Genomic DNA, 18,541 nt, shown 5'->3' on the forward strand with positions numbered 1-18,541 from the left:
TTGGGGGGGGGTTGCGGTTGGGCGGGGCGCATGTTGCCGCCGTGGGCCTACTGGGGGGCCCCCCCGGCATTTTGGGTCGGGGGGCGGTGGGTGGGGGCCAACCTGCACCCGGGCCCCCCCAAACGACCAGTACAGCGTGTGGGTGAAGACACGGCCGAGGCAACCGCGTAGCTCGACCTGGATGTTCTCCACGCCCGGGCCGAAATTCTCCGCCATCGGCCCGGAGATCGGATCCCCCGTCAGCCAACCGTTGCCGCGGTCGAAGATATTGGTCCAGCGCGTCGCAGCAAACACCGCGCCATGATGCACCGCGCGCTGCGGCTTGCCCGAAGAACGGTTGCGCCCTTCCTGATAAAGCAATGTGCCACCGGCCGCCGCTCCCTCGGCGACCGGCGGACATGCCGAGAACAGACGCTCGGCGATGCCGCGTCTGAATTCGGCGAGATTGTGCGTCACCAGAAATTCGCTGTGGGTCAGCGGGCTGCCAAGCGTGACGAAATCGCTGATCTTCCAAGGCCCATGGTTGTCCTCCTTGGTGCGCAGTTGGCGATAGAGTTCCCACTGATCGCGCCGGAACCCGGCAAGATCGTCAAGGCTGCCGGGCCATGCCGAGCCGTCGGCAACAAGCGTCGCCTTGTCGATGGCGTGGATCGCCTTCAGTTTCGCCTTGTCGCGGATGGCCTCCAGTCTTCGGGGCCTGAAATCGGCCCACAAGATCTGCAGCAGGTCATAGGCGATCATCGAGCCGAGGCTATGCGAGACCAGCACGATGCGATCGTAGGTATCGTCCATCATCAGACGCTCTAGCAGCTTCAGACCACGGCTGCGGATCAGAGCCCGCTTCTCGACGGTTGCAGCTTCAGCGCGCACATAGGCGGCGACATCCCCGAAATAGGGAAGGCCAAAACGGTCCACCGACCAGATGACGAACGAGGCCAGGATGGTGACGAGCGCGCCGACGGTCCACGAAATTTGCTGCTGCCAAACCGACGTCGCAAGCGCGAGAGCCGCGACCAGAACGATGATGACGGCCAGAAGCGTGACCAGATAGAGCTTTCGGGCGTCGGGTGGTATGTCGGCGGGCTTGCGCCACAGCAGATTTGTCACCCAGGCGGCAAGTCGGCCCCGCGTCGTGCCCTGCGTGATGTCGGCCCAGTAAAGCTCGTAGAAATCGGTGCGGCGCCCATCGACATCGTAGGGCGTGGTGACGCGGCGAAGTTCGTACGAATTGGTCCGGCTGTCGGGAGTGATCCAGCTCTGGTTGATCTTCGCGCCGGCGGGGTCGGCCGGATCGGCGACACGGGCATAAAACGGCGCGCGGCTGGGGTCATGGCTCCAGATACCCTGGACAAAGCCGCGCAGCGTATCCATCGGCCGCTGTTCGCCCATGCCATGCACGATCACCACCGCCTGGCCAGGCTTGCGCGGCGGTTTTCCGGTGGGCGGCGATGCGACGGGGTCGGGCACCAACGTCTCCGTTGACGACAATCCCGTCGGTGGGACAGGAATTCGTCATCGTAGCCCCGAACAGCCGACACGCCAAGAAAAAGCCCGGCACGAGGCCGGGCGCATCCTGGCTTGTCTCAGTGCCGATCGCCGATCAGTGATCCATCGCCTTGACGATCTCTTCGGTCATCTTCTTGGCGTCGCCGAGCAGCATCATGGTGCTGTCCTTGTAGAACAGCGTGTTGTCGATGCCGGCATAGCCGGAACCAAGCGAGCGCTTGACGAACAGGCAGGTGCGGGCCTTGTCGACGTCGAGGATCGGCATGCCGTAGATAGGGCTGCTCTTGTCGTCCCGCGCGGACGGATTGGTGACGTCGTTGGCACCGATGACATAGGCGACATCGGCCTGCGCGAACTCGGAGTTGATGTCCTCGAGTTCGAACACTTCGTCGTAGGGCACATTGGCTTCGGCGAGCAGCACGTTCATGTGGCCGGGCATGCGGCCGGCGACCGGGTGAATGGCGTACTTCACGTCGACGCCATTGGCCTTGAGCTTGTCGGCCATTTCGCGCAGCGCGTGCTGCGCCTGGGCAACCGCCATGCCGTAGCCCGGCACGATGATGACTTTCTGGGCGTTCATCATCAGATAGGCGGCGTCGTCGGCCGAGCCCTGCTTGACCGTGCGTTCGATGCCGTCGTCGGCCTGAGCTGCCGTCTCGCCGCCGAAGCCGCCGAGAATGACGGAGATGAAGCTTCGGTTCATGCCCTTGCACATGATGTAGGACAGGATCGCGCCGGATGAGCCGACCAGCGCACCGGTGATGATCAGCGCCAGATTGCCGAGCGTGAAGCCGAGGGCCGCAGCTGCCCAGCCCGAATAGGAGTTGAGCATCGAGACGACGACCGGCATGTCGGCGCCACCGATCGGGATGATCAGCAGGATGCCGAGCACCAGCGAGGCGGCAACGATCAGCCAGAAGACCAGCTTCGATTCCGTGGTGACCAGCAGCACGATCAGCACGACGAGCGCGATGGCAAGTGCCGCGTTGATGAAGTGGCGTCCGCCGATCATGATCGGCTTGCCCGACATGCGGCCATCGAGCTTGAGGAAGGCGATGACCGAGCCGGTGAAGGTGATGGCGCCGATGGCGACGCCAAGGCTCATCTCGATCAGCGCCTGGGCGTGGATGTCACCATCCGTGCCGATGCCAAAACTTTCCGGCGCATAGATGGCGGCGGCCGCCACCATGACGGCGGCGAGGCCGACCAGCGAGTGGAAGGCGGCGACCAGTTGCGGCATCGAGGTCATGGCGATGCGCCGCGCGGTGACGGCGCCGACGCCGCCGCCAATGGCAAGGCCGAGCACGATGAGGCCGAAGCGGCCCGCTGACGGGGTTGCCAGCGCCAGCGTGGTGGCGATGGCGATGCCCATGCCGATCATGCCATAGAGATTGCCCTGGCGACTGGTGGTCGGATGCGACAGGCCGCGCAGCGCCATGATGAACAGAACGCCGGAGACGAGATAGAGGAAGGACGCGAAGTTGGCGTTCATGGCGCTCTACTTGTCCTTCTTCTTGTACATGGCCAGCATGCGCTGGGTGACGAGGAAGCCGCCGAAGATGTTGACCGACACCAGCATCAGCGCGACGAAGCCGAAGCCCGCGGCAATGCCGGAGGCGGCGATGCCGACGGCAAGCAGCGCGCCGACGACGATGACCGAGGAGATGGCGTTGGTGACGGCCATCAGCGGCGTGTGCAGTGCGGGGGTCACCGACCAGACGACGTAGTAGCCGACGAAGATCGCCAGGACGAAGATGGCGAAGCGGAAGACGAAGGGATCGATGGCGCCCCCGGAGAGCGCATGCGCAGCATCACCCGCAGCGTCGGCACCACCAGGCGCGGTCGCCATGTTTTGCACCGCCAGCCGGACGGCGGCGGAAGCCTGGTCGAGCTGGTCCAGGGCTTTCTGCAGGGTCTGGTCCATCACGCGATCCCTTTCGGCTTCGACGAGGGCGACTTGGAGGCGGCCGCCTTCTTGGGCGCGGCTTTCTTGGGCGAAGCGTCGGCGACCATGGTCTTGGCCGGGATTGCGGCCGGCTCGACATGGGGCTGCTGGTCGGCCTTTATGAAAGCCGGATGCACGATCTTGCCGCCATCGGTCAGCATCGTCGCCTTGACCAGATCGTCGTCGCGATTGATGGCAAGCGTCTTGGTCGTCTTGTCGACCAGCGTCTCAACGAAGGCAAACAGGTTCCGGGCGTAGAGCAGCGATGCCGACGCCGCGATGCGGCCGGGCACATTGAGATGGCCGACGATTTTCACCCCATTGGCCGTTGTCACCACCTGGCCCGGTACAGCGCCCTCGACATTGCCGCCGCGCTCGACCGCCAGATCGACGAGCACCGAGCCCGGCTTCATCGAGGCGACCATCGCCGCCGACACCAGCTTTGGCGCCGGCCGGCCGGGAATAAGCGCCGTGGTGATGACGATATCCTGCTTGGCGATGTGCTCTGATGTGAGTGCCGCCTGCTTGGCCTGATATTCCTTCGACATTTCCTTGGCGTAGCCGCCGGCCGTTTCCGCAGCCTTGAATTCCTCGTCCTCGACCGCGAGGAACTTGGCGCCGAGCGAGGCGACCTGTTCCTTGGCGGCGGGGCGAACGTCGGTGGCGGTGACGACCGCACCCAGACGCCGCGCGGTGGCGATCGCCTGCAGGCCGGCAACGCCGACGCCCATGATGAAGACCTTCGCCGCCGGCACCGTGCCGGCAGCCGTCATCATCATCGGCAGCGCGCGATCATATTCCGAAGCCCCGTCGATCACCGCCTGATAGCCGGCCAAATTGGCCTGCGAGGACAAGACGTCCATCGACTGCGCGCGGGTGATGCGCGGCATGAATTCCATCGAGAAAGCGGTGACGCCGGCCTTGGCAAAGGCTGCCACGGCGGCATCGTTGCCATAGGGATCCATGATGGCAATGACCGCTGTACCGGGTTTGTAGCTCTTCAGTTCGGCATCGCCGGGCCGACGCACCTTCAGCACGACATCGGCCTTGGCGACATCGGAAGCCTTGCCTATGGCGGCGCCGGCGCTCGCATAGTCGGCATCGACGATGCGCGAATTCAGACCGGCACCGGCCTCGACGACGACGTCGAAGCCCAACGCCGCCAGCCGTTTCACCGTATCGGGCGAGGCCGCGACGCGCGGCTCGTTGGCATCGAGTTCACGAGGGATGAAAACCGTCTGCCCCACCGCATGATCCTTTCGGCCGGAAGCTATTTCCCGCAAGACGCCGGCCGGCCTCGCGGCGGCGCCATGGACAAGGTGTCGGAAAAATCTATCGGAGGATAAAGGCGCCGACAGCCAGAATCAGCACGAACAGAATGGTCGCCGAGAAGAAGCCGCCCGCGAAGAAGCCGAAGGCCATCGCCAGAAGCAGGGCTCCGCAAAACAGCGAGCCGTACTTGGCCAGCGCGAGGAAGCCCGCATAGGTGCGGTCATGCTCGGCATAGTCCATCTTCGCGCCCAGTTCGACAGGACCGGTCGGCGAGTGATCAGCCATAGGAATACCCCTTCGAAGACATCTTTCAGGCACATAGCGAAAAGCCGGGCCGAGAGCAATGGCGCTATTGCCGCACAACAACCGACAACTGCCTCAAAGAAAGGTTGAAGCCGGCTGCCGACGCGCGACGGAGTCCAATCGCTGGATCCGGTGCTTGATGCGGAAAGATGCTCCGAAAGCGGACGCCTGCGTGCAGCCGGCGCCTCAGCCGGCTAGATGCGGAAATAGCCCGAGCAACCCGACGACGATCAGATAAAGCGCGACGATGTAGTTCAACAGCCTTGGCATGACCAGGATCAGCACGCCGGCGATCAGCGAGATGAGCGGGGTGAGCGCAAGTGTGGAAATGGTCATGACGGGTTCCCTCAAAAACTTCAGAATCGACCCGGAGCGCTGCTCGTGGCCGCACCCAGAACGCCGAAGTCGCCAAAAGGCTCCCTGTCGGCCCTGCAAAATCGTGTGAATCCTGCCGTATCAGGCGGCTTCGTGATAGTACTTTGCCGTGGGCAGGATGGTCAGCGGCGCGAGTTCTCCGACATGCGGCGTATCGAACAGCATGCGCTGTTCCATTGGCGTCGAGCGGAAGAACGGGAACCGTGAGAAGGACCGCTCGCGGATGGCGTTGACGTCGGCGCGGTAGAGCACGACCTTGTTGAAAACGCCCGGATAGGCGCGCGACTCGCTGATCTTCTCCGAGTAGTAGATACGCTTGTAGAAGCCGGCGTGATCCTCACGAATGGTCGACAGGCAGTAGGGCGCGTTGAAATGGAAGCACGCCATGCCGGCCAGCCGCAGGGTCAGGTAAGGAATCTGCGGGTAGACGCGCGACCATTCGGGATCGGACGCAAAACGGCTGGGGCAGATGAAGCTCAGCCCGTCACGAAGCATCGGCATGACGATGTCGCCAAAGGCCTTGGTGGAAGGCGACATCGGCGTCGCCAAGGTGACGTGATGGATACGCAGCGTGCTGACGAGTTCCTGGTCGATATAGACCCCGAAGCGGTAGACATTCGGTGCCTCGTCGAGCTCATCGTGAATGGTATGGTTTTCGTTGTCGGGAACCATATCGTTCGAGCGATATGACTTGTAGCGCAGGCGGTAGATGTCCTCGAGATCTTCGCCCTTGTCGCAGCGGCGGTACTCTGTCCGCTCAAGCATCGCCGAGACGTTGCGGGCGAAGCTGGACATGGTGTCGGCGGCGTCCTTGCCGTCCTCGCCCGTCACGGGACGAAGCGAACTCAACTGCACAATCATCAACTCAATCCCCGTACGTTGCCGCCGCGATCCGACACTACGACAGGGTCCTGGGATGTAAAAGATGAAAATGGGAAGCAGCCCGTTTACCAGTCGTTAAGGTTAACGATTGCTAAAATAAGACTAAAATAGTGCTTTCTTGATTTTCTGCGTCGCGACGGGGAAAGAGCATATCTCGGACATGACGGGAAGCGGCGGAAATTTTGGCATGGCCCGCGACGTGCAGGAAACCTCGAGCCTCTTGAAGGAAACAGGGATGGGCTCTCAGTGCCTGGGCACCATGCGCCATACGCCGCAAATCAGCGACGTACCGCCTTTTTGGCGGTCCTGATATCCTTGGCGAAGGGCCATACGGTGTTCGACATCGTCTCGATGCCGGAAGCGCTGAGCGCCGAACCGAACAGGAACCCCTGGACAAGATCAGGCTTGACCTGCAGCGCCAGGATCTTGAGCTGCTCGAAGGTCTCGACCCCTTCGACGGTCACCGAAAGCCCCAGCGGCCGGGACAGGTTGACGATGCCCTTGAGCAGCTCGAGCGAACGGGGATTCTGGGTAACGTCCATCAGGAACGAGCGGTCGATCTTGATCTTGTCGAGCGGCAGCTTGTGCAGGTAGCTCAGGCTCGAATAGCCGGTGCCGAAATCGTCGAGCGCGATGCGCACGCCAAGTTGCTTCAGCTCCTCGATATACTGGCGCGTCAGCGACTTGTCGTCGAGCAGCGCCGTTTCGGTGACCTCGATCTCGAGCCGGCTGGCGGCGAGGCCGGTGCCGGCCAACGCATCGTGAACCTTCTGGATGACATCGCGGCTGCGGAAATCCTTGGCGGAGAGATTGACCGAGACGCTGGTCTGGTCGGGCCATTTGGCGCATTCGGCGCAGGCTGCCTGCAGCACGAAGGTGCTGATCTCGGAAATGATGCCCATTTCCTCGGCCAGTGGAATGAAGATGCTGGGCGAGATCGGCCCGAGATCGGGATGATCCCACCGGCACAGCGCCTCGCAGCTGGCGATGCGCATGGTGCTCATCGCCACGATCGGCTGATAGACCACCCGCAGGCTCTTGCTTTCCACGGCTGTGCGCAGATCCGCCTTCATCAGCTGACGGTTGCGGAAAGCGGCATCCATCGAGGCTTCGAACAGCCGCCAGCTGTTCTTGCCGAGCTCCTTGGCCTTGTAGAGCGCCAGGTCCGCCTTGACGATCATGGCGTCGACATCGGTATCCTTGACCCGCGACAGTACCGCGCCGCCGCTGGCCTGGATGCGCAGCCCGTGACCGGCGACGTCGACTTCCCCTTGCAGGCCGGCGAAAATCTCGTCGAGCTGGCTTGTCAGATGGCTCTCATCCTCGACGCGGTCGAAGAAGATCATGAACTCGTCGCCACCGAAACGGCTGACCGTGATATCTTGCCTGGCAATGGCGGCAAGCCGCTCGGCAACGGCATAGATCAAGCCGTCGCCGATCGGATGACCAAGCGTGTCGTTGACGCTCTTGAAATCGTCGAGGTCGAGCACCGCCAGGCCGCAGAGACGATCGCGATCGCCTGATACCATGGCCTCGCCGACCAGTTCATGGAAATAGGCGCGGTTGGGCAGGCCGGTGAGGTTGTCGTAACGTGCCATGAAGCGGATCTTGTCTTCCGCCTCGACACGGGCGGTGACGTCCTCGAAGGTGATGACGCCCAGTTCCTGGCTGCCTTCGCGAGCCGAGAACTCATAATGCTGGCCGTTGGCGAGGGAAACCAGCACCTTGCGGTCGCGGCCCTCGCGCAGGGCACGCGTCAGCTGGGCCTCGATGTAGCGGCAATCCTTGGGCGCCAGCATGCCGCCGGCGACACCGCGCATCAACAGACCATGGATCGACCGGCCGAGCAGCGCATCGGGCGACTTGAGCGACATCAGATGCGCGGCCTCGGCATTGGCCACCGCGACGCGGCCGTCCGGGCCGAGCATGACAAGGCCGTGCGACATGGTGTTGAGCGCCCGGTTGAAGCGCTGGGCGATGCGGTTGGCCTTCTTTTCTTCCGAGACGGCCGCAAAAAGCACATCGCGTACGGTGTTGGCGAATTTCCGGATGGCGAACAGGAACGGCGCCGACAGGAGCCCGAGGAGGACATGGTAGATGTCGCCGCGCAGCAGGAAGCCCAGCGAGATCGGCCAGGTCAAGGCAATGGTCAGGATGGTGACCATGCGTGGCGAGCCGTAGTTGCGGCCGGCGATGGAGGTCGCCGTCGCAAGCGTCAGGCAAACGGAGGCGATTTCGGCGAAACCGTCGCGCGCGAAATAGATGCCGAGCAGGCAGAAGGCGCCAAGCGTCAAGCCATGCAGGGAGCCATAGAGAATGTAGTCATTCTCACGCTTGTGCGCTTCTTCCCAGGTCGTCGGCGAAGGCATGCTGTTGTATTTTTGAAAGTTTCTCATGCGGAACACACCGACGAGAACCATCGAGATGGCGACCAGCAAATACCGCGGATCGCCGTTCTTCCACCAGACAAGGCCGATCAGGAAAGTCTGCGCGAGAATGCCGATCGAAAGCGTCAGCCCGTCGCGAAACAAGGTTTCCACGAACGGAATGTAGACGTCGACCGGAATCTCGTTCTTTTTTCTCAGATTCAACGCCTGAATCCCAACCCTGGGGAGCCAAGCAGTGCCACATCCGCCTTAAGAAAGATTTAGAGAGACCCCCGCGCTCCTGCCGTCAAGCCGAGTGACGTAACGGAAAGCAAGGAAACTGTCGTTCAGGTAAACAAGGCGTATCGATCATTCGGCGGCCTGAAGTTCGGGCCGCGCCGGCGTACTCGACAGGCGTTCGAGCAGCCTTTGGCGTTCGCTCGAAGCTTTGTCGGCGCTGGCTCGACGGACGTGGCCGTAGCCGCGAATGAGGGCAGGCACCGAAGCCAATGCAGCCGCCGCATCGACCCTGGCCGGGGCCAGCGATCCGGCGATGAGCTCCAGATCCGCCTCGTACCGCGCCAGCAGCTGCCGCTCCATGCGCCGTTCGGCGGTGTAGCCGAACAGGTCGAAGGCGGTGCCGCGCAGGCCCTTCATCGCCGCCAGAACCCGAAAGCCCTTCATCATCCACGGACCGAAGCTTGATTTCCTCGGGCTGCCGTCATTGCCACGACGGCCCATGATCGGCGGAGCGAGGTGGAATTCGAGCTTTTCATAGCTCTGGAACTGTTTTCCAAGTTCGGCGACGAAAGAGCCGTCCGTGTAAAGACGCGCCACCTCGTATTCGTCCTTGATCGCCATCAGCTTGAACAGGTTCCTGGCGGCTGCCTGCGCCACCGCAGTCGAACCCGGCACGGCCTTCGCTTCGGCGGCGCGCAAAACGGCCAGCTTTTCGGCATAACGCTTGCCGTAGGCCGTATTCTGATAGGCGGTTAGGAAGGCGACGCGGCGGGCAATGATGTCGTCCAGCGTCTCGGCGATATCCGTGGCCTGGTCGGCCTTTCCAGCCACGGCCGGACCCGGCTGGGCAACGAGCCGGCGCACGAAATCCGGCTGATAGGCAGCACGACGTCCCCAGCGGAAAGCGGCGATGTTCATCGCCACGGCTTCGCCGTTGAGCTCGATCGCCTTTTCGACGGCCTCGGCCGACAATGGCAGGCCGCCGTGCTGGAAGGCAAAGCCGAGCATGAACATGTTGGCGCCGAGCGAATTGCCGAAAAGTGCCGTGGCGGTGCGGGTGGCGTCGAAGAAATGCGCCTTGTCGTCGCCCGCTGCCGCGCGGATCGCCTTTTTCAGCCGCTCTGTCGGCAACGAAAAATCGGCCGAGCGGGCGAATTCGCCGGGCATGATCTCGGCGGTGTTGGCGACGAAGATGGTGTGGCCCTCGCGCACAGCGGTCAGCACCTTCTTGGCGCCCGACACGACGAGATCGCAGCCAAGCACCAGATCGGCCTTGCCGGCCGAAACGCGGATGGCATGGATGTCGTCCGGGGTGCGGGCGATGCGGACATGCGTGAACACCGAGCCACCCTTCTGGGCGAGGCCGGCCATGTCGATCATGCCGCAGCCCTTGTCCTCGAGATGCGCCGCCATGCCAAGCACCGCACCGACGGTGACGACGCCGGTGCCGCCGACGCCATCGATGATCGCCGCCCAGCCCTGCTCGCCAAGCGGGAATTGCGCCGGCACGGGCACGCCTTCCAGCGGATCGGCCTTGCCGGCAAGGCCCTCGGCCTTGCGGATCTTAGCGCCGTGCACGGTGACGAAGGACGGGCAGAAGCCGTTGACGCAGGAGAAATCCTTGTTGCAGCTCGACTGGTCGATCTTGCGCTTGCGGCCAAATTCGGTCTCGACCGGCTGGATCGAGACGCAGTTCGACTGCACGCCGCAATCGCCGCAGCCTTCGCAGACCAGTTCGTTGATGAAGACCCGCTTGTCGGGATCGGGGAAGGTGCCGCGCTTGCGGCGACGGCGCTTTTCGGCGGCGCAGGTCTGGTCGTAGAGCAGCACCGAAACGCCCTTGACCTCGCGCAGCTCGCGCTGGACGAGATCGAGGTCGTCGCGGTGATGGATGGTGGCGCCGGCCGGGAATTCGGCCTTGCCGGCATATTTGCCGGGCTCATCGGTGACGATGGCGATGCGGTCGACGCCTTCGGCGCGCACCTGCCTGGCGATCATGTCGACGGTCAGGCCGCCTTCGTGCGGCTGGCCGCCGGTCATGGCGACGGCGTCGTTGTAGAGGATCTTGTAGGTGATGTTGGCGTCGCTCGACAGCGCGAAGCGGATCGCCAGCGTACCGGAATGGTTGTAGGTGCCGTCGCCAAGATTCTGAAAGATGTGCTCGCGCTTGGAGAACGGCGCCTGGCCAACCCATTGCGCGCCCTCGCCGCCCATGGCCGTGAAGCCGACGGTGTTGCGGTCCATCCACAGCGCCATGAAGTGACAACCGATGCCGGCCGCGGCGATAGAGCCGTCCGGCACCTTGGTGGACGAATTGTGCGGGCAACCGGAGCAAAAGAACGGCGTGCGCGAGCCGATGTCGGTGGCCTCGGTGAGCATTGCCTGGAACTGGCGCAGTTTTGCCACCCGCGCCGAAATCTCTTCGGACGGGCCGATGGTCCTGACGATCCTCTCGCCAAGCGCGATGGCGATCTCGTTGGGATCGAGCGCGCCCTTGGCCGGAAACAGCCAGTCGCCGCGCTCGTCCTTCTTGCCGATAATGACCGGTTGGGTGGCAGTGCCATAAAGGCTTTCGCGCAACTGCACCTCGATCAGCGAGCGCTTCTCCTCGACGACGACAATGGTGTCGAGGCCGCGGGCGAAATCGGCGATGTGATGCAGGTCGAGCGGCCAGGGGCAGCCGACCTTGAACAGCCGCACGCCGATGCGGTTGGCGGCCGCCTCGTCGATGCCGATGTCCTCCAGCGCCTGGCGGACATCGAGATAGCTCTTGCCCAGCGTGATGATGCCGATCTTCGGATTGCGGCCGCCCGAATAGACGATGCGGTTCAGCCCGTTGGCATGGATGAAGGCGGAAGCCGCGGCGCGCTTATGCTCATGCAGCCGCTCCTCCTGGCCGAGCATGTCGATCTCGTGGCGGATGTTGAGACCGCCAGGCGGCATGTCGAACTCCGGCACGACGATGTTCAGCCGCTCGAGCGCGGCATCGACCGAGGCGGTCGATTCGATGTTGTCCTTGACGCATTTGATCGCCGCCCACGTGCCGGCAAAGCGCGACATGGCGAAGCCGTAGAGCCCGTAGTCGATGATCTCCTGGACGCCGGCCGGGTTGAGGATCGGCACCATCGTGTCGACGAACAGGAATTCGGTGGCGTGCGCATTGGTCGAGGATTCGGCCATATGGTCGTCGCCCATCAGAGCGAGCACGCCGCCATGCTTCGACGAGCCGGCGAGGTTGGCATGGCGGAACACGTCGCCTGAGCGGTCAACGCCCGGCCCCTTGCCGTACCAGACCGAAAAGACGCCGTCATGAGTGCCCTCGCCCAGCAGTTCCGTCTGCTGCGCGCCCCAGCAAGCGGTGGCGGCCAGCTCCTCATTGAGACCCGGCTGGAAGACGATGTCAGCCTGGGCGAGCTGTTTCTTCGCCTTCCACAGCTGCATGTCGAGGCCGCCGAGCGGCGAACCGCGATAGCCGGAGACGAAGCCGGCCGTGTTCAAGCCCGCGCGACGGTCGCGCTCGCGCTGCATCAGCAGCATGCGAATGACCGCCTGCGCGCCAGACAGGAAGATGCGCTCCTTTGCGAGATCGAACTTGTCGTCGAGCGCGACGTCGTGCAGCGTCATCAGGCATTTCCTCTGCGGAGGCCACGCGGGGCAGGCAGCCAACGTCGGGGTCGGATGACGCATCCTTTCTCCCCTTGCAAGGCAGGTCAAACAAAATCGCAGATGCCAGGCAACGCGCAACGAACAGTCCGCGGCCATCCTGAATAGGGTATGAAACGATCCGCGGACATTGCCCGGCGCACGGAAATTTCAGCTGCGGCCCGGATGGCCGCGACGCGTCAGCCGCCCTTCGAGCAATCCGGCTTCGGTTCGCCCGGCAGCTTGCCGTCGGGATGGCCGACGAGATCGGGGTTGGCGGTGTAGAGCTGATCGATGACCAGCGGCCGGTCGGGCAGGATCGACTGGTCTTCCGTCGACATCAGCGTGGTATCGATCTTCTGCAGGACCGCGCCGTCGGCGCCCTTGATGCTGATGGCAATCGCATAGGGCTTGTTCTTGACGACGCAGGTCAGTGCCGGGCTCTCCAGCGTCACCTTGTCGAGCTTCGGCCAGACCTTCTGCTCGACCACCAGAGGCACGCCGCCGGCGGGATCCTGGAAGCTGGCGACCGCGACCTGGCCCTCTCCCATCGGCCTCAGCGGCCGCAGGGTCACGACATAGGTCGCCCTTGCGAGGCGGTAGTTGAAGACGAATATCTTGCCGGAAATCTCGAACAGCTTCCCTTCGTCGCTGCCGGTATCGCGGCAGGCGCCGAGCGCAACGGCCGCGATGAGTGCCGCGCCGACAAGGATCGAACGGGAAAGGCCGCTACGCATTCCTGACCTCATTTTCCGCCATGCGACGGCGACGATAGTGACGGCTTGCCTTCTGCCTGTTGCCGCACACCGCCATGTCGCACCAAAGGCGGCTGGAATTGCGGCTTCTGTCGACGAACAGCCAGGTGCAGTTGGGACAGATCCTGAGCCTCGCGACGGTGTCGTCGCGCAGAAGGGACAGCGCCGAAACCGCCAGTGCCGCCTCGAAGGCGATCGGAGTCAGGGGATCACCGAAGGGCCTCCCCGGCGCACCGATCTCGGTCCGGCTGCCGGCAAGGCCATCGCCGCAGGCTCTCAGGAATCCGGGCAGATCAGTGGTGGCAACCGCGCCCTTCGACGCCGCATCACGAAACAGCCGGTCCGTCGCCTCGCGGATCGACAGCACGACGGGCGCGATCGCCACCGCCGAGGATACCGCCAGCGGCCTTTCGCCAAGTTCGGCGGCGCGAAAGCGGCTCGCCGCATCGGCGAAGCGGGCAATCTCGGCCGGGTCGTCGAAGCGATCGAACGTCCGCTCCGGATCGCCGCGCAGCACGACGGTGTTCGCCGTGTCGAGCGCAAGCAAGCCGCCGGTGAAGCGGTGCGGGGTCCAGGATACCGTCATGCCTAGAATCTAACCGATAAATCGCGTTTGACAAGTTAGATTCAACGATGCAACCTCACTCCGGGATGCGGCGGTCTCCGCAGCCTTTTGAGCATGTCGTTGGCCAAGACCGCTTCGCACTTTTGGCGGCATGCTTCGAGGTTTTGCATGCTCTATTTCTTCCAGCAGGTGTTGAACGGGCTGCACTCGGGCGCGCTCTATGCGCTGCTCGCCTTTGGCTATGTGCTGACCAACGGCATCCTGCACCGCACCAATCTCGCCTATGGCGCGTTGTTCGCCTTTTGCGGCCAGACGATGATCCTGACCGCGGCCTTCGGCTATCAGGTTTTGTGGCTGACGCTGCTGGCGTCGGTGGCGCTCGGCGTCGTCGCTGCGTTCCTCTATGCCGCGCTGATCAGCCACGTGCTGTCGCGCAGTGTCTTCGAACCTTTGGCCAACCGCACGCCCAATGCAATCGTGGTGACGACACTCGGCATCCTGCTGCTGCTGTCCGAAGCGAGCCGCATCGCCGCCGACACGCATGATCTGTGGCTCCCGCCGATGCTGGCGCAGCCCATCGTTTTCGCGCAGGGCGCGACCTTCAAGGCGACGCTGACGCTCATCCAGCTCATCGACTGCGCCGTGGTGGTGGCGGCAATCGCGCTGGCCAGCCGGGCTTTTGCCCGGTCGAGCTTCGGACGGCGCTGGCGCGCCGTCTCCGACGACCCCAAGGCAGCCGCGATGTGCGGCGTCGACGTGCGCGCGGTGTTTCGGCACGCGGTGCTGTTCGGCGGCTTCTGCGCCGCGCTGGCCGGTGTCATGGCCGGGCTCTATTACGGCAATGTCAGCTTCGGCTCGGGCCTCGTCTACGGGTTGAAGATCCTGTTCGTGACGGCGGTCGGCGGCTATCTCTCGCCACCGCGCGCAGCACTCGGCGCGGCCGCCTTCGGTATGGCCGAATCGCTGTGGGCCGGCTATTTCCCGGTCGAGTGGCGCGACGCGTGGATGTATCTGTTCCTGGTCACCACGCTGATCCTGATCGGCGCCGGCCGCGACACCGGCAAAATCGCCTGAAAAGGTCAGACTTTGGTTGCATGACGCGAGGGCAGATCGCCGGTATCGGGCACTGTCTGCCATGCGATGATATTTGCTGCCTCTATGCTTGTTGACCCGTCAGTCCACGCGCGGCATACCGTTGGACCACGCGGCGTGACGGAAAAAAAAGGGGGGAGCCGGCACGCCTCCGGTACAAGGGAGGAAATGCATGGCAGGGCTTCTTGCTCTATCCAGGACTATTGATCGCGCCAACGAATTCATCGGCAAATGGATATCGTGGCTGATCCTGCTGGCGATCCTGGTGAGCGCCGCCAACGCCATTATCCGCAAGGTGTTCGACATATCCTCGAACGCCTGGCTCGAGCTGCAATGGTACCTGTTCGGCGCCGCCTTCATGTTAGCCGCCGCCTATACGCTGAAGCAGAACGAACATATCCGCATCGACATCGTCTACGGCCTGTTTTCACGCCGCGTACAGCACTGGATCGACCTGCTCGGGCATCTCTTCTTCCTGATGCCGTTCGTGACGCTGATGGTGATCTATTTCGTGCCCTATGTGTCGCTGTCGTTTCGCAGCGGCGAGATGTCCAACAATTCCGGCGGGCTGATCATCTGGCCGGCCAAGGCCATCCTGCTCATCGGTTTTTTCCTGCTCGCGCTGCAGGGCATCTCCGAAATCATCAAGAAGATCGCCATCATGCGCGGAGACATGGACGACCCCAATCCCTTCATATCGGCGCATGAGCAGGCCGAACTCGAAGCCAAGGCGCTGGCCGACGAGGTGCGCTCGTGATGGAGTTCATCGCGCAGAACATGGCGCCGATCATGTTCGCCTCGCTGATCATCTTCCTGCTGATCGGCTACCCCGTCGCCTTTTCGCTGGCCGCCAACGGCTTGATGTTCTTCTTCATCGGCGTGCTGCTATCCCCCTATTCCGGAGGATCGATCAACCTCGCCTGGCCGCTCCTGCACGCATTGCCGGATAATTTCTACGGCAGCCGGGTGATGTCGAACGACACGCTGCTGGCCATCCCGTTCTTTACCTTCATGGGCATCGTGCTCGAGCGGTCGGGTATGGCCGAAGACCTGCTCGACACGATCGGCCAGCTGTTCGGGCCCATCCGAGGCGGCCTCGCCTATGCGGTGATCTTCGTCGGCGCGCTCTTGGCGGCGACCACCGGCGTGGTGGCGGCTTCCGTCATCGCCATGGGCCTGATCTCGCTGCCGATCATGCTGCGCTATGGCTATGACCGCCGGCTCGCATCCGGTGTCATCGCTGCCTCCGGCACGCTTGCCCAGATCATCCCGCCGTCGCTGGTGCTGATCGTGCTTGCCGACCAGCTCGGCCGCTCGGTCGGCGATATGTACGCGGGCGCGTTGATCCCGGGCCTCGTGCTCACCGGCCTCTATATGTCCTACATCCTGATCATGTCGATCATCCGGCCGAACTCGATGCCGGCGCTGCCGCTCGAGGCTCGTACACTCGGCCATGGCGTGATGTCGCTGCTGGTGGCTTTGCTGGTCACATCAGCGGTTTCCTACGCGGCGTATCGTTATCTGGCGCCGGCGCATGGCGACAATGCCGACATTCTCGGCGCGACGGCCGGAGTGCTGTTCATCTACATCGTCGCCATTGCCGACAAACGCCTGAACTTCAACATGATGTCCAGGCTCGCGCAGCAGGTGATCATCGTGCTGATCCCGCCACTGGCGCTGATCTTTCTGGTGCTGGGCACCATCTTCCTGGGCATCGCCACGCCGACGGAAGGCGGCGCCATGGGCTCGGTCGGCGCCTTGTTCATGGCGGCGGCCAAGGGGCGCTTGTCGCTTGACGTCGTCAAGCAGGCGCTGGCCTCGACGACAAGGCTGTCGTCCTTCGTGCTGTTCATCCTGATCGGCGCACGGGTGTTCTCACTGACCTTTTACGGCGTCAACGGCCATATCTGGGTCGAGCACCTTTTGACGTCGCTGCCGGGCGGCGAGGTCGGCTTCCTGATCGGCGTCAACATGCTCGTCTTCTTCCTCGCCTTCTTCCTCGACTTCTTCGAATTGGCGTTCATCATCGTACCACTGCTGGCGCCCGCCGCCGACAAGCTCGGCATCGACCTGATCTGGTTCGGCGTGCTCCTGGGCGTCAACATGCAGACCAGCTTCATGCACCCGCCCTTCGGCTTCGCGCTGTTCTACCTGCGTTCGGTGGCCGCGCGCGTGCCCTATCTCGATCGTCTCACCGGCAAACAAATCGCGCCGGTGACCACCGGACAGATCTATTGGGGCGCGGTGCCCTTTGTCTGCATCCAGGTGATCATGATCGGCTTGACCATCGCCTTCCCGCAAATGGTGATGCACTACAAGGGAACGACCGTCGATCCGGGCACCATCGACTACAAGGTACCGGAGGTGCCCGGCCTGTCGCCGCTCGGCACGCCGCCGGCGGATGGAGCGGCGCCCGCTGGTGGCGGCACGGCGCCGGCAGCTCCCGACCTTTCGCAACCGCCCAGTTTCGGCGATCCGACACCGGCAAAGCCGGCAGCGCCACAGCCTGACCTGTCGCAACCGCCAAGCTTCAACTGAACCGGCATGGTCAAAACCATGAAAGCGGTGCGGCTGGAAGCAGTGGGCGGCATCACGCTGCGCGACGTCGACATGCCTGACATCGGTGCGGATGAGCTACTGGTGCGCATCGAAGCCTGCGGCGTCTGCGGCACGGATCGGCATCTGTTTCACGGCGAGTTTCCGTGCACGCCGCCGGTGACGCCCGGCCATGAATTCTCCGGCATCGTCGAGGCGGTCGGAAAATCCGTCTCCGGCTTTGCCGTCGGCGACCGCGTCACCGGCGATCCCAACATCGCCTGCGGGCGTTGCGTGCATTGTCATGCCGGGCGGGTCAACCTCTGCAGCAATCTGCGCGCCATCGGCATTCATCGCGACGGCGGCTTTGCCGAATATCTTGCCTTGCCGCAGAAGCAGGCTTTCGTCCTGCCTGCGGGCCTCGATCCCATGCACGGTGCCTTCTGCGAGCCGCTCGGCTGTTGCCTGCATGGCGTCGACCTTGCCGGGATCAAACCGGGCAGCTCGGTGGTCGTGCTTGGCGGCGGCGTGATCGGCCTGCTCACCGTGCAGCTGGCAAGATTGGCGGGAGCCACGACCATCATTCTGTCGACCAGGCAAGCTTCGCGGCGCGCGCTCGCCAGGGATTTCGGCGCGACAGCGACGGTCGATCCGACTGCCGCCGATGTCGTCGACGCCATCGCCGGGCCAGCCGGCCTGGCGCCGGGCGGAGCCGACGTGGTGTTCGAATGCGCGGGCGTGCGAGAGACCGTCGAGCAGTCGATGCGGCTGGCCCGCGCCGGTGGCACGGTCGTCATCGTCGGCGTGACGCCGCAAGGCGTGAAAGCTGAATTCGAGCCGTTCGACCTGCTGTTCCGGGAACTGAAGGTGCTCGGTTCCTTCCTCAATCCCTACACCCATCGCCGCGCCGCCGAACTCATCGCTTCCGGTGCGATAGAGATCGACAGGCTGATCTCCAGGCAGGTGTCGCTTGAAGAAGCGCCAGCGGTGATCGCCAATCCGCCGGCCCCCGGCGAGGTCAAGGTTCTGGTGGTCCCGCGCCGAGGCTGAACCGCCGGCTTCG

Annotated in this window: 15 protein-coding genes; 4 read left to right on the forward strand and 11 right to left on the reverse strand. The window is 63.6% G+C overall.

What is annotated here, in order from left to right:
• The 11 genes from NKI21_RS01885 to NKI21_RS01935 form a co-directional block, all read right to left on the reverse strand.
• On the reverse strand, nt 1-1,467 hold a 1,467-nt coding region (locus NKI21_RS01885), incomplete at its 3' end, for a hypothetical protein (protein ID WP_352864289.1).
• Between the two features lie 133 nt (nt 1,468-1,600).
• Nucleotides 1,601-2,998: an NAD(P)(+) transhydrogenase (Re/Si-specific) subunit beta gene (locus NKI21_RS01890; protein ID WP_128302795.1), complete on the reverse strand. Its 1,398-nt coding sequence runs from the start codon at nt 2,996-2,998 to the stop codon at nt 1,601-1,603.
• A gap of 6 nt (nt 2,999-3,004) precedes the next feature.
• Nucleotides 3,005-3,430 (reverse strand): proton-translocating transhydrogenase family protein, encoded by a 426-nt coding sequence (locus NKI21_RS01895; RefSeq protein ID WP_006339983.1) that lies wholly within the window; start codon nt 3,428-3,430, stop codon nt 3,005-3,007.
• The gene (locus tag NKI21_RS01900; protein ID WP_352442671.1) at nt 3,430-4,698 is read right to left on the reverse strand and encodes a Re/Si-specific NAD(P)(+) transhydrogenase subunit alpha; all 1,269 of its coding nucleotides are present in this window, start codon (nt 4,696-4,698) and stop codon (nt 3,430-3,432) included. The genes NKI21_RS01895 and NKI21_RS01900 overlap by 1 nt, the downstream gene beginning before the upstream one ends.
• An 85-nt stretch (nt 4,699-4,783) precedes the next feature.
• Entirely contained in the window at nt 4,784-5,008 is a 225-nt protein-coding gene (locus tag NKI21_RS01905; protein WP_013528204.1) for an aa3-type cytochrome c oxidase subunit IV, read from the reverse strand.
• Between the two features lie 204 nt (nt 5,009-5,212).
• Nucleotides 5,213-5,362 carry a DUF3096 domain-containing protein gene (locus NKI21_RS01910; RefSeq protein WP_013528205.1) on the reverse strand — a complete coding sequence of 50 codons (150 nt, stop codon included), beginning with the start codon at nt 5,360-5,362 and terminating at the stop codon, nt 5,213-5,215.
• A 120-nt stretch (nt 5,363-5,482) separates the two neighbouring features.
• Nucleotides 5,483-6,262, reverse strand: coding sequence for an N-acyl amino acid synthase FeeM domain-containing protein (locus NKI21_RS01915; RefSeq protein WP_013528206.1), 780 nt, complete (start codon nt 6,260-6,262; stop codon nt 5,483-5,485).
• 299 nt (nt 6,263-6,561) lie between these two features.
• The gene (locus NKI21_RS01920; protein WP_352864295.1) at nt 6,562-8,874 is read right to left on the reverse strand and encodes a putative bifunctional diguanylate cyclase/phosphodiesterase; all 2,313 of its coding nucleotides are present in this window, start codon (nt 8,872-8,874) and stop codon (nt 6,562-6,564) included.
• A gap of 144 nt (nt 8,875-9,018) precedes the next feature.
• A complete protein-coding gene (locus tag NKI21_RS01925; RefSeq protein WP_352864298.1) occupies nt 9,019-12,513 on the reverse strand; it encodes an indolepyruvate ferredoxin oxidoreductase family protein in 3,495 nt (1,164 codons plus the stop codon).
• Nucleotides 12,514-12,731: 218 nt separating this feature from the next.
• A complete protein-coding gene (locus NKI21_RS01930) occupies nt 12,732-13,268 on the reverse strand; it encodes a hypothetical protein (RefSeq protein WP_352864300.1) in 537 nt (178 codons plus the stop codon).
• Nucleotides 13,261-13,872: a CGNR zinc finger domain-containing protein gene (locus NKI21_RS01935; protein ID WP_352761379.1), complete on the reverse strand. Its 612-nt coding sequence runs from the start codon at nt 13,870-13,872 to the stop codon at nt 13,261-13,263. The genes NKI21_RS01930 and NKI21_RS01935 overlap by 8 nt, the downstream gene beginning before the upstream one ends.
• 147 nt (nt 13,873-14,019) lie before the next feature.
• Here NKI21_RS01935 and NKI21_RS01940 point away from each other — a divergent pair, with 147 nt between their 5' ends.
• The 4 genes from NKI21_RS01940 to NKI21_RS01955 all read left to right on the forward strand — a co-directional run bounded on the left by NKI21_RS01940 (nt 14,020) and on the right by NKI21_RS01955 (nt 18,528).
• The gene (locus NKI21_RS01940) at nt 14,020-14,925 is read left to right on the forward strand and encodes a branched-chain amino acid ABC transporter permease (protein ID WP_352722529.1); all 906 of its coding nucleotides are present in this window, start codon (nt 14,020-14,022) and stop codon (nt 14,923-14,925) included.
• A gap of 190 nt (nt 14,926-15,115) precedes the next feature.
• Nucleotides 15,116-15,700 (forward strand): TRAP transporter small permease subunit, encoded by a 585-nt coding sequence (locus tag NKI21_RS01945; RefSeq protein ID WP_352864303.1) that lies wholly within the window; start codon nt 15,116-15,118, stop codon nt 15,698-15,700.
• Nucleotides 15,700-17,481, forward strand: a complete 1,782-nt coding sequence (locus NKI21_RS01950) for a TRAP transporter large permease (protein WP_128302891.1) — start codon at nt 15,700-15,702, stop codon at nt 17,479-17,481. Before NKI21_RS01945 ends, NKI21_RS01950 begins: the two co-directional genes overlap by 1 nt.
• Before the next feature lie 18 nt (nt 17,482-17,499).
• A complete protein-coding gene (locus tag NKI21_RS01955; RefSeq protein WP_352673199.1) occupies nt 17,500-18,528 on the forward strand; it encodes a zinc-dependent alcohol dehydrogenase family protein in 1,029 nt (342 codons plus the stop codon).
• Nucleotides 18,529-18,541 lie beyond the last annotated feature (13 nt).

It is taken from the genome of Mesorhizobium sp. M0715, assembly GCF_040320355.1.
In the GTDB taxonomy this organism is placed as follows: Bacteria; Pseudomonadota; Alphaproteobacteria; order Rhizobiales; family Rhizobiaceae; genus Mesorhizobium.

Bases quoted from the DNA above. Each gene is read 5' to 3' on its own strand.
- NKI21_RS01895 (WP_006339983.1), bottom strand. From the start codon at position 3,430: ATGGACCAGACCCTGCAGAAAGCCCTGGACCAGCTCGACCAGGCTTCC.
- NKI21_RS01905 (WP_013528204.1), bottom strand. From the start codon at position 5,008: ATGGCTGATCACTCGCCGACCGGTCCTGTCGAACTGGGCGCGAAGATG.
- NKI21_RS01915 (WP_013528206.1), bottom strand. From the start codon at position 6,262: ATGATTGTGCAGTTGAGTTCGCTTCGTCCCGTGACGGGCGAGGACGGC.
- NKI21_RS01910 (WP_013528205.1), bottom strand. From the start codon at position 5,362: ATGACCATTTCCACACTTGCGCTCACCCCGCTCATCTCGCTGATCGCC.
- NKI21_RS01940 (WP_352722529.1), top strand. From the start codon at position 14,020: ATGCTCTATTTCTTCCAGCAGGTGTTGAACGGGCTGCACTCGGGCGCG.
- NKI21_RS01945 (WP_352864303.1), top strand. From the start codon at position 15,116: ATGGCAGGGCTTCTTGCTCTATCCAGGACTATTGATCGCGCCAACGAA.
- NKI21_RS01955 (WP_352673199.1), top strand. From the start codon at position 17,500: ATGAAAGCGGTGCGGCTGGAAGCAGTGGGCGGCATCACGCTGCGCGAC.
- NKI21_RS01935 (WP_352761379.1), bottom strand. From the start codon at position 13,872: ATGACGGTATCCTGGACCCCGCACCGCTTCACCGGCGGCTTGCTTGCG.
- NKI21_RS01950 (WP_128302891.1), top strand. From the start codon at position 15,700: ATGGAGTTCATCGCGCAGAACATGGCGCCGATCATGTTCGCCTCGCTG.
- NKI21_RS01890 (WP_128302795.1), bottom strand. From the start codon at position 2,998: ATGAACGCCAACTTCGCGTCCTTCCTCTATCTCGTCTCCGGCGTTCTG.
- NKI21_RS01930 (WP_352864300.1), bottom strand. From the start codon at position 13,268: ATGCGTAGCGGCCTTTCCCGTTCGATCCTTGTCGGCGCGGCACTCATC.
- NKI21_RS01925 (WP_352864298.1), bottom strand. From the start codon at position 12,513: ATGACGCTGCACGACGTCGCGCTCGACGACAAGTTCGATCTCGCAAAG.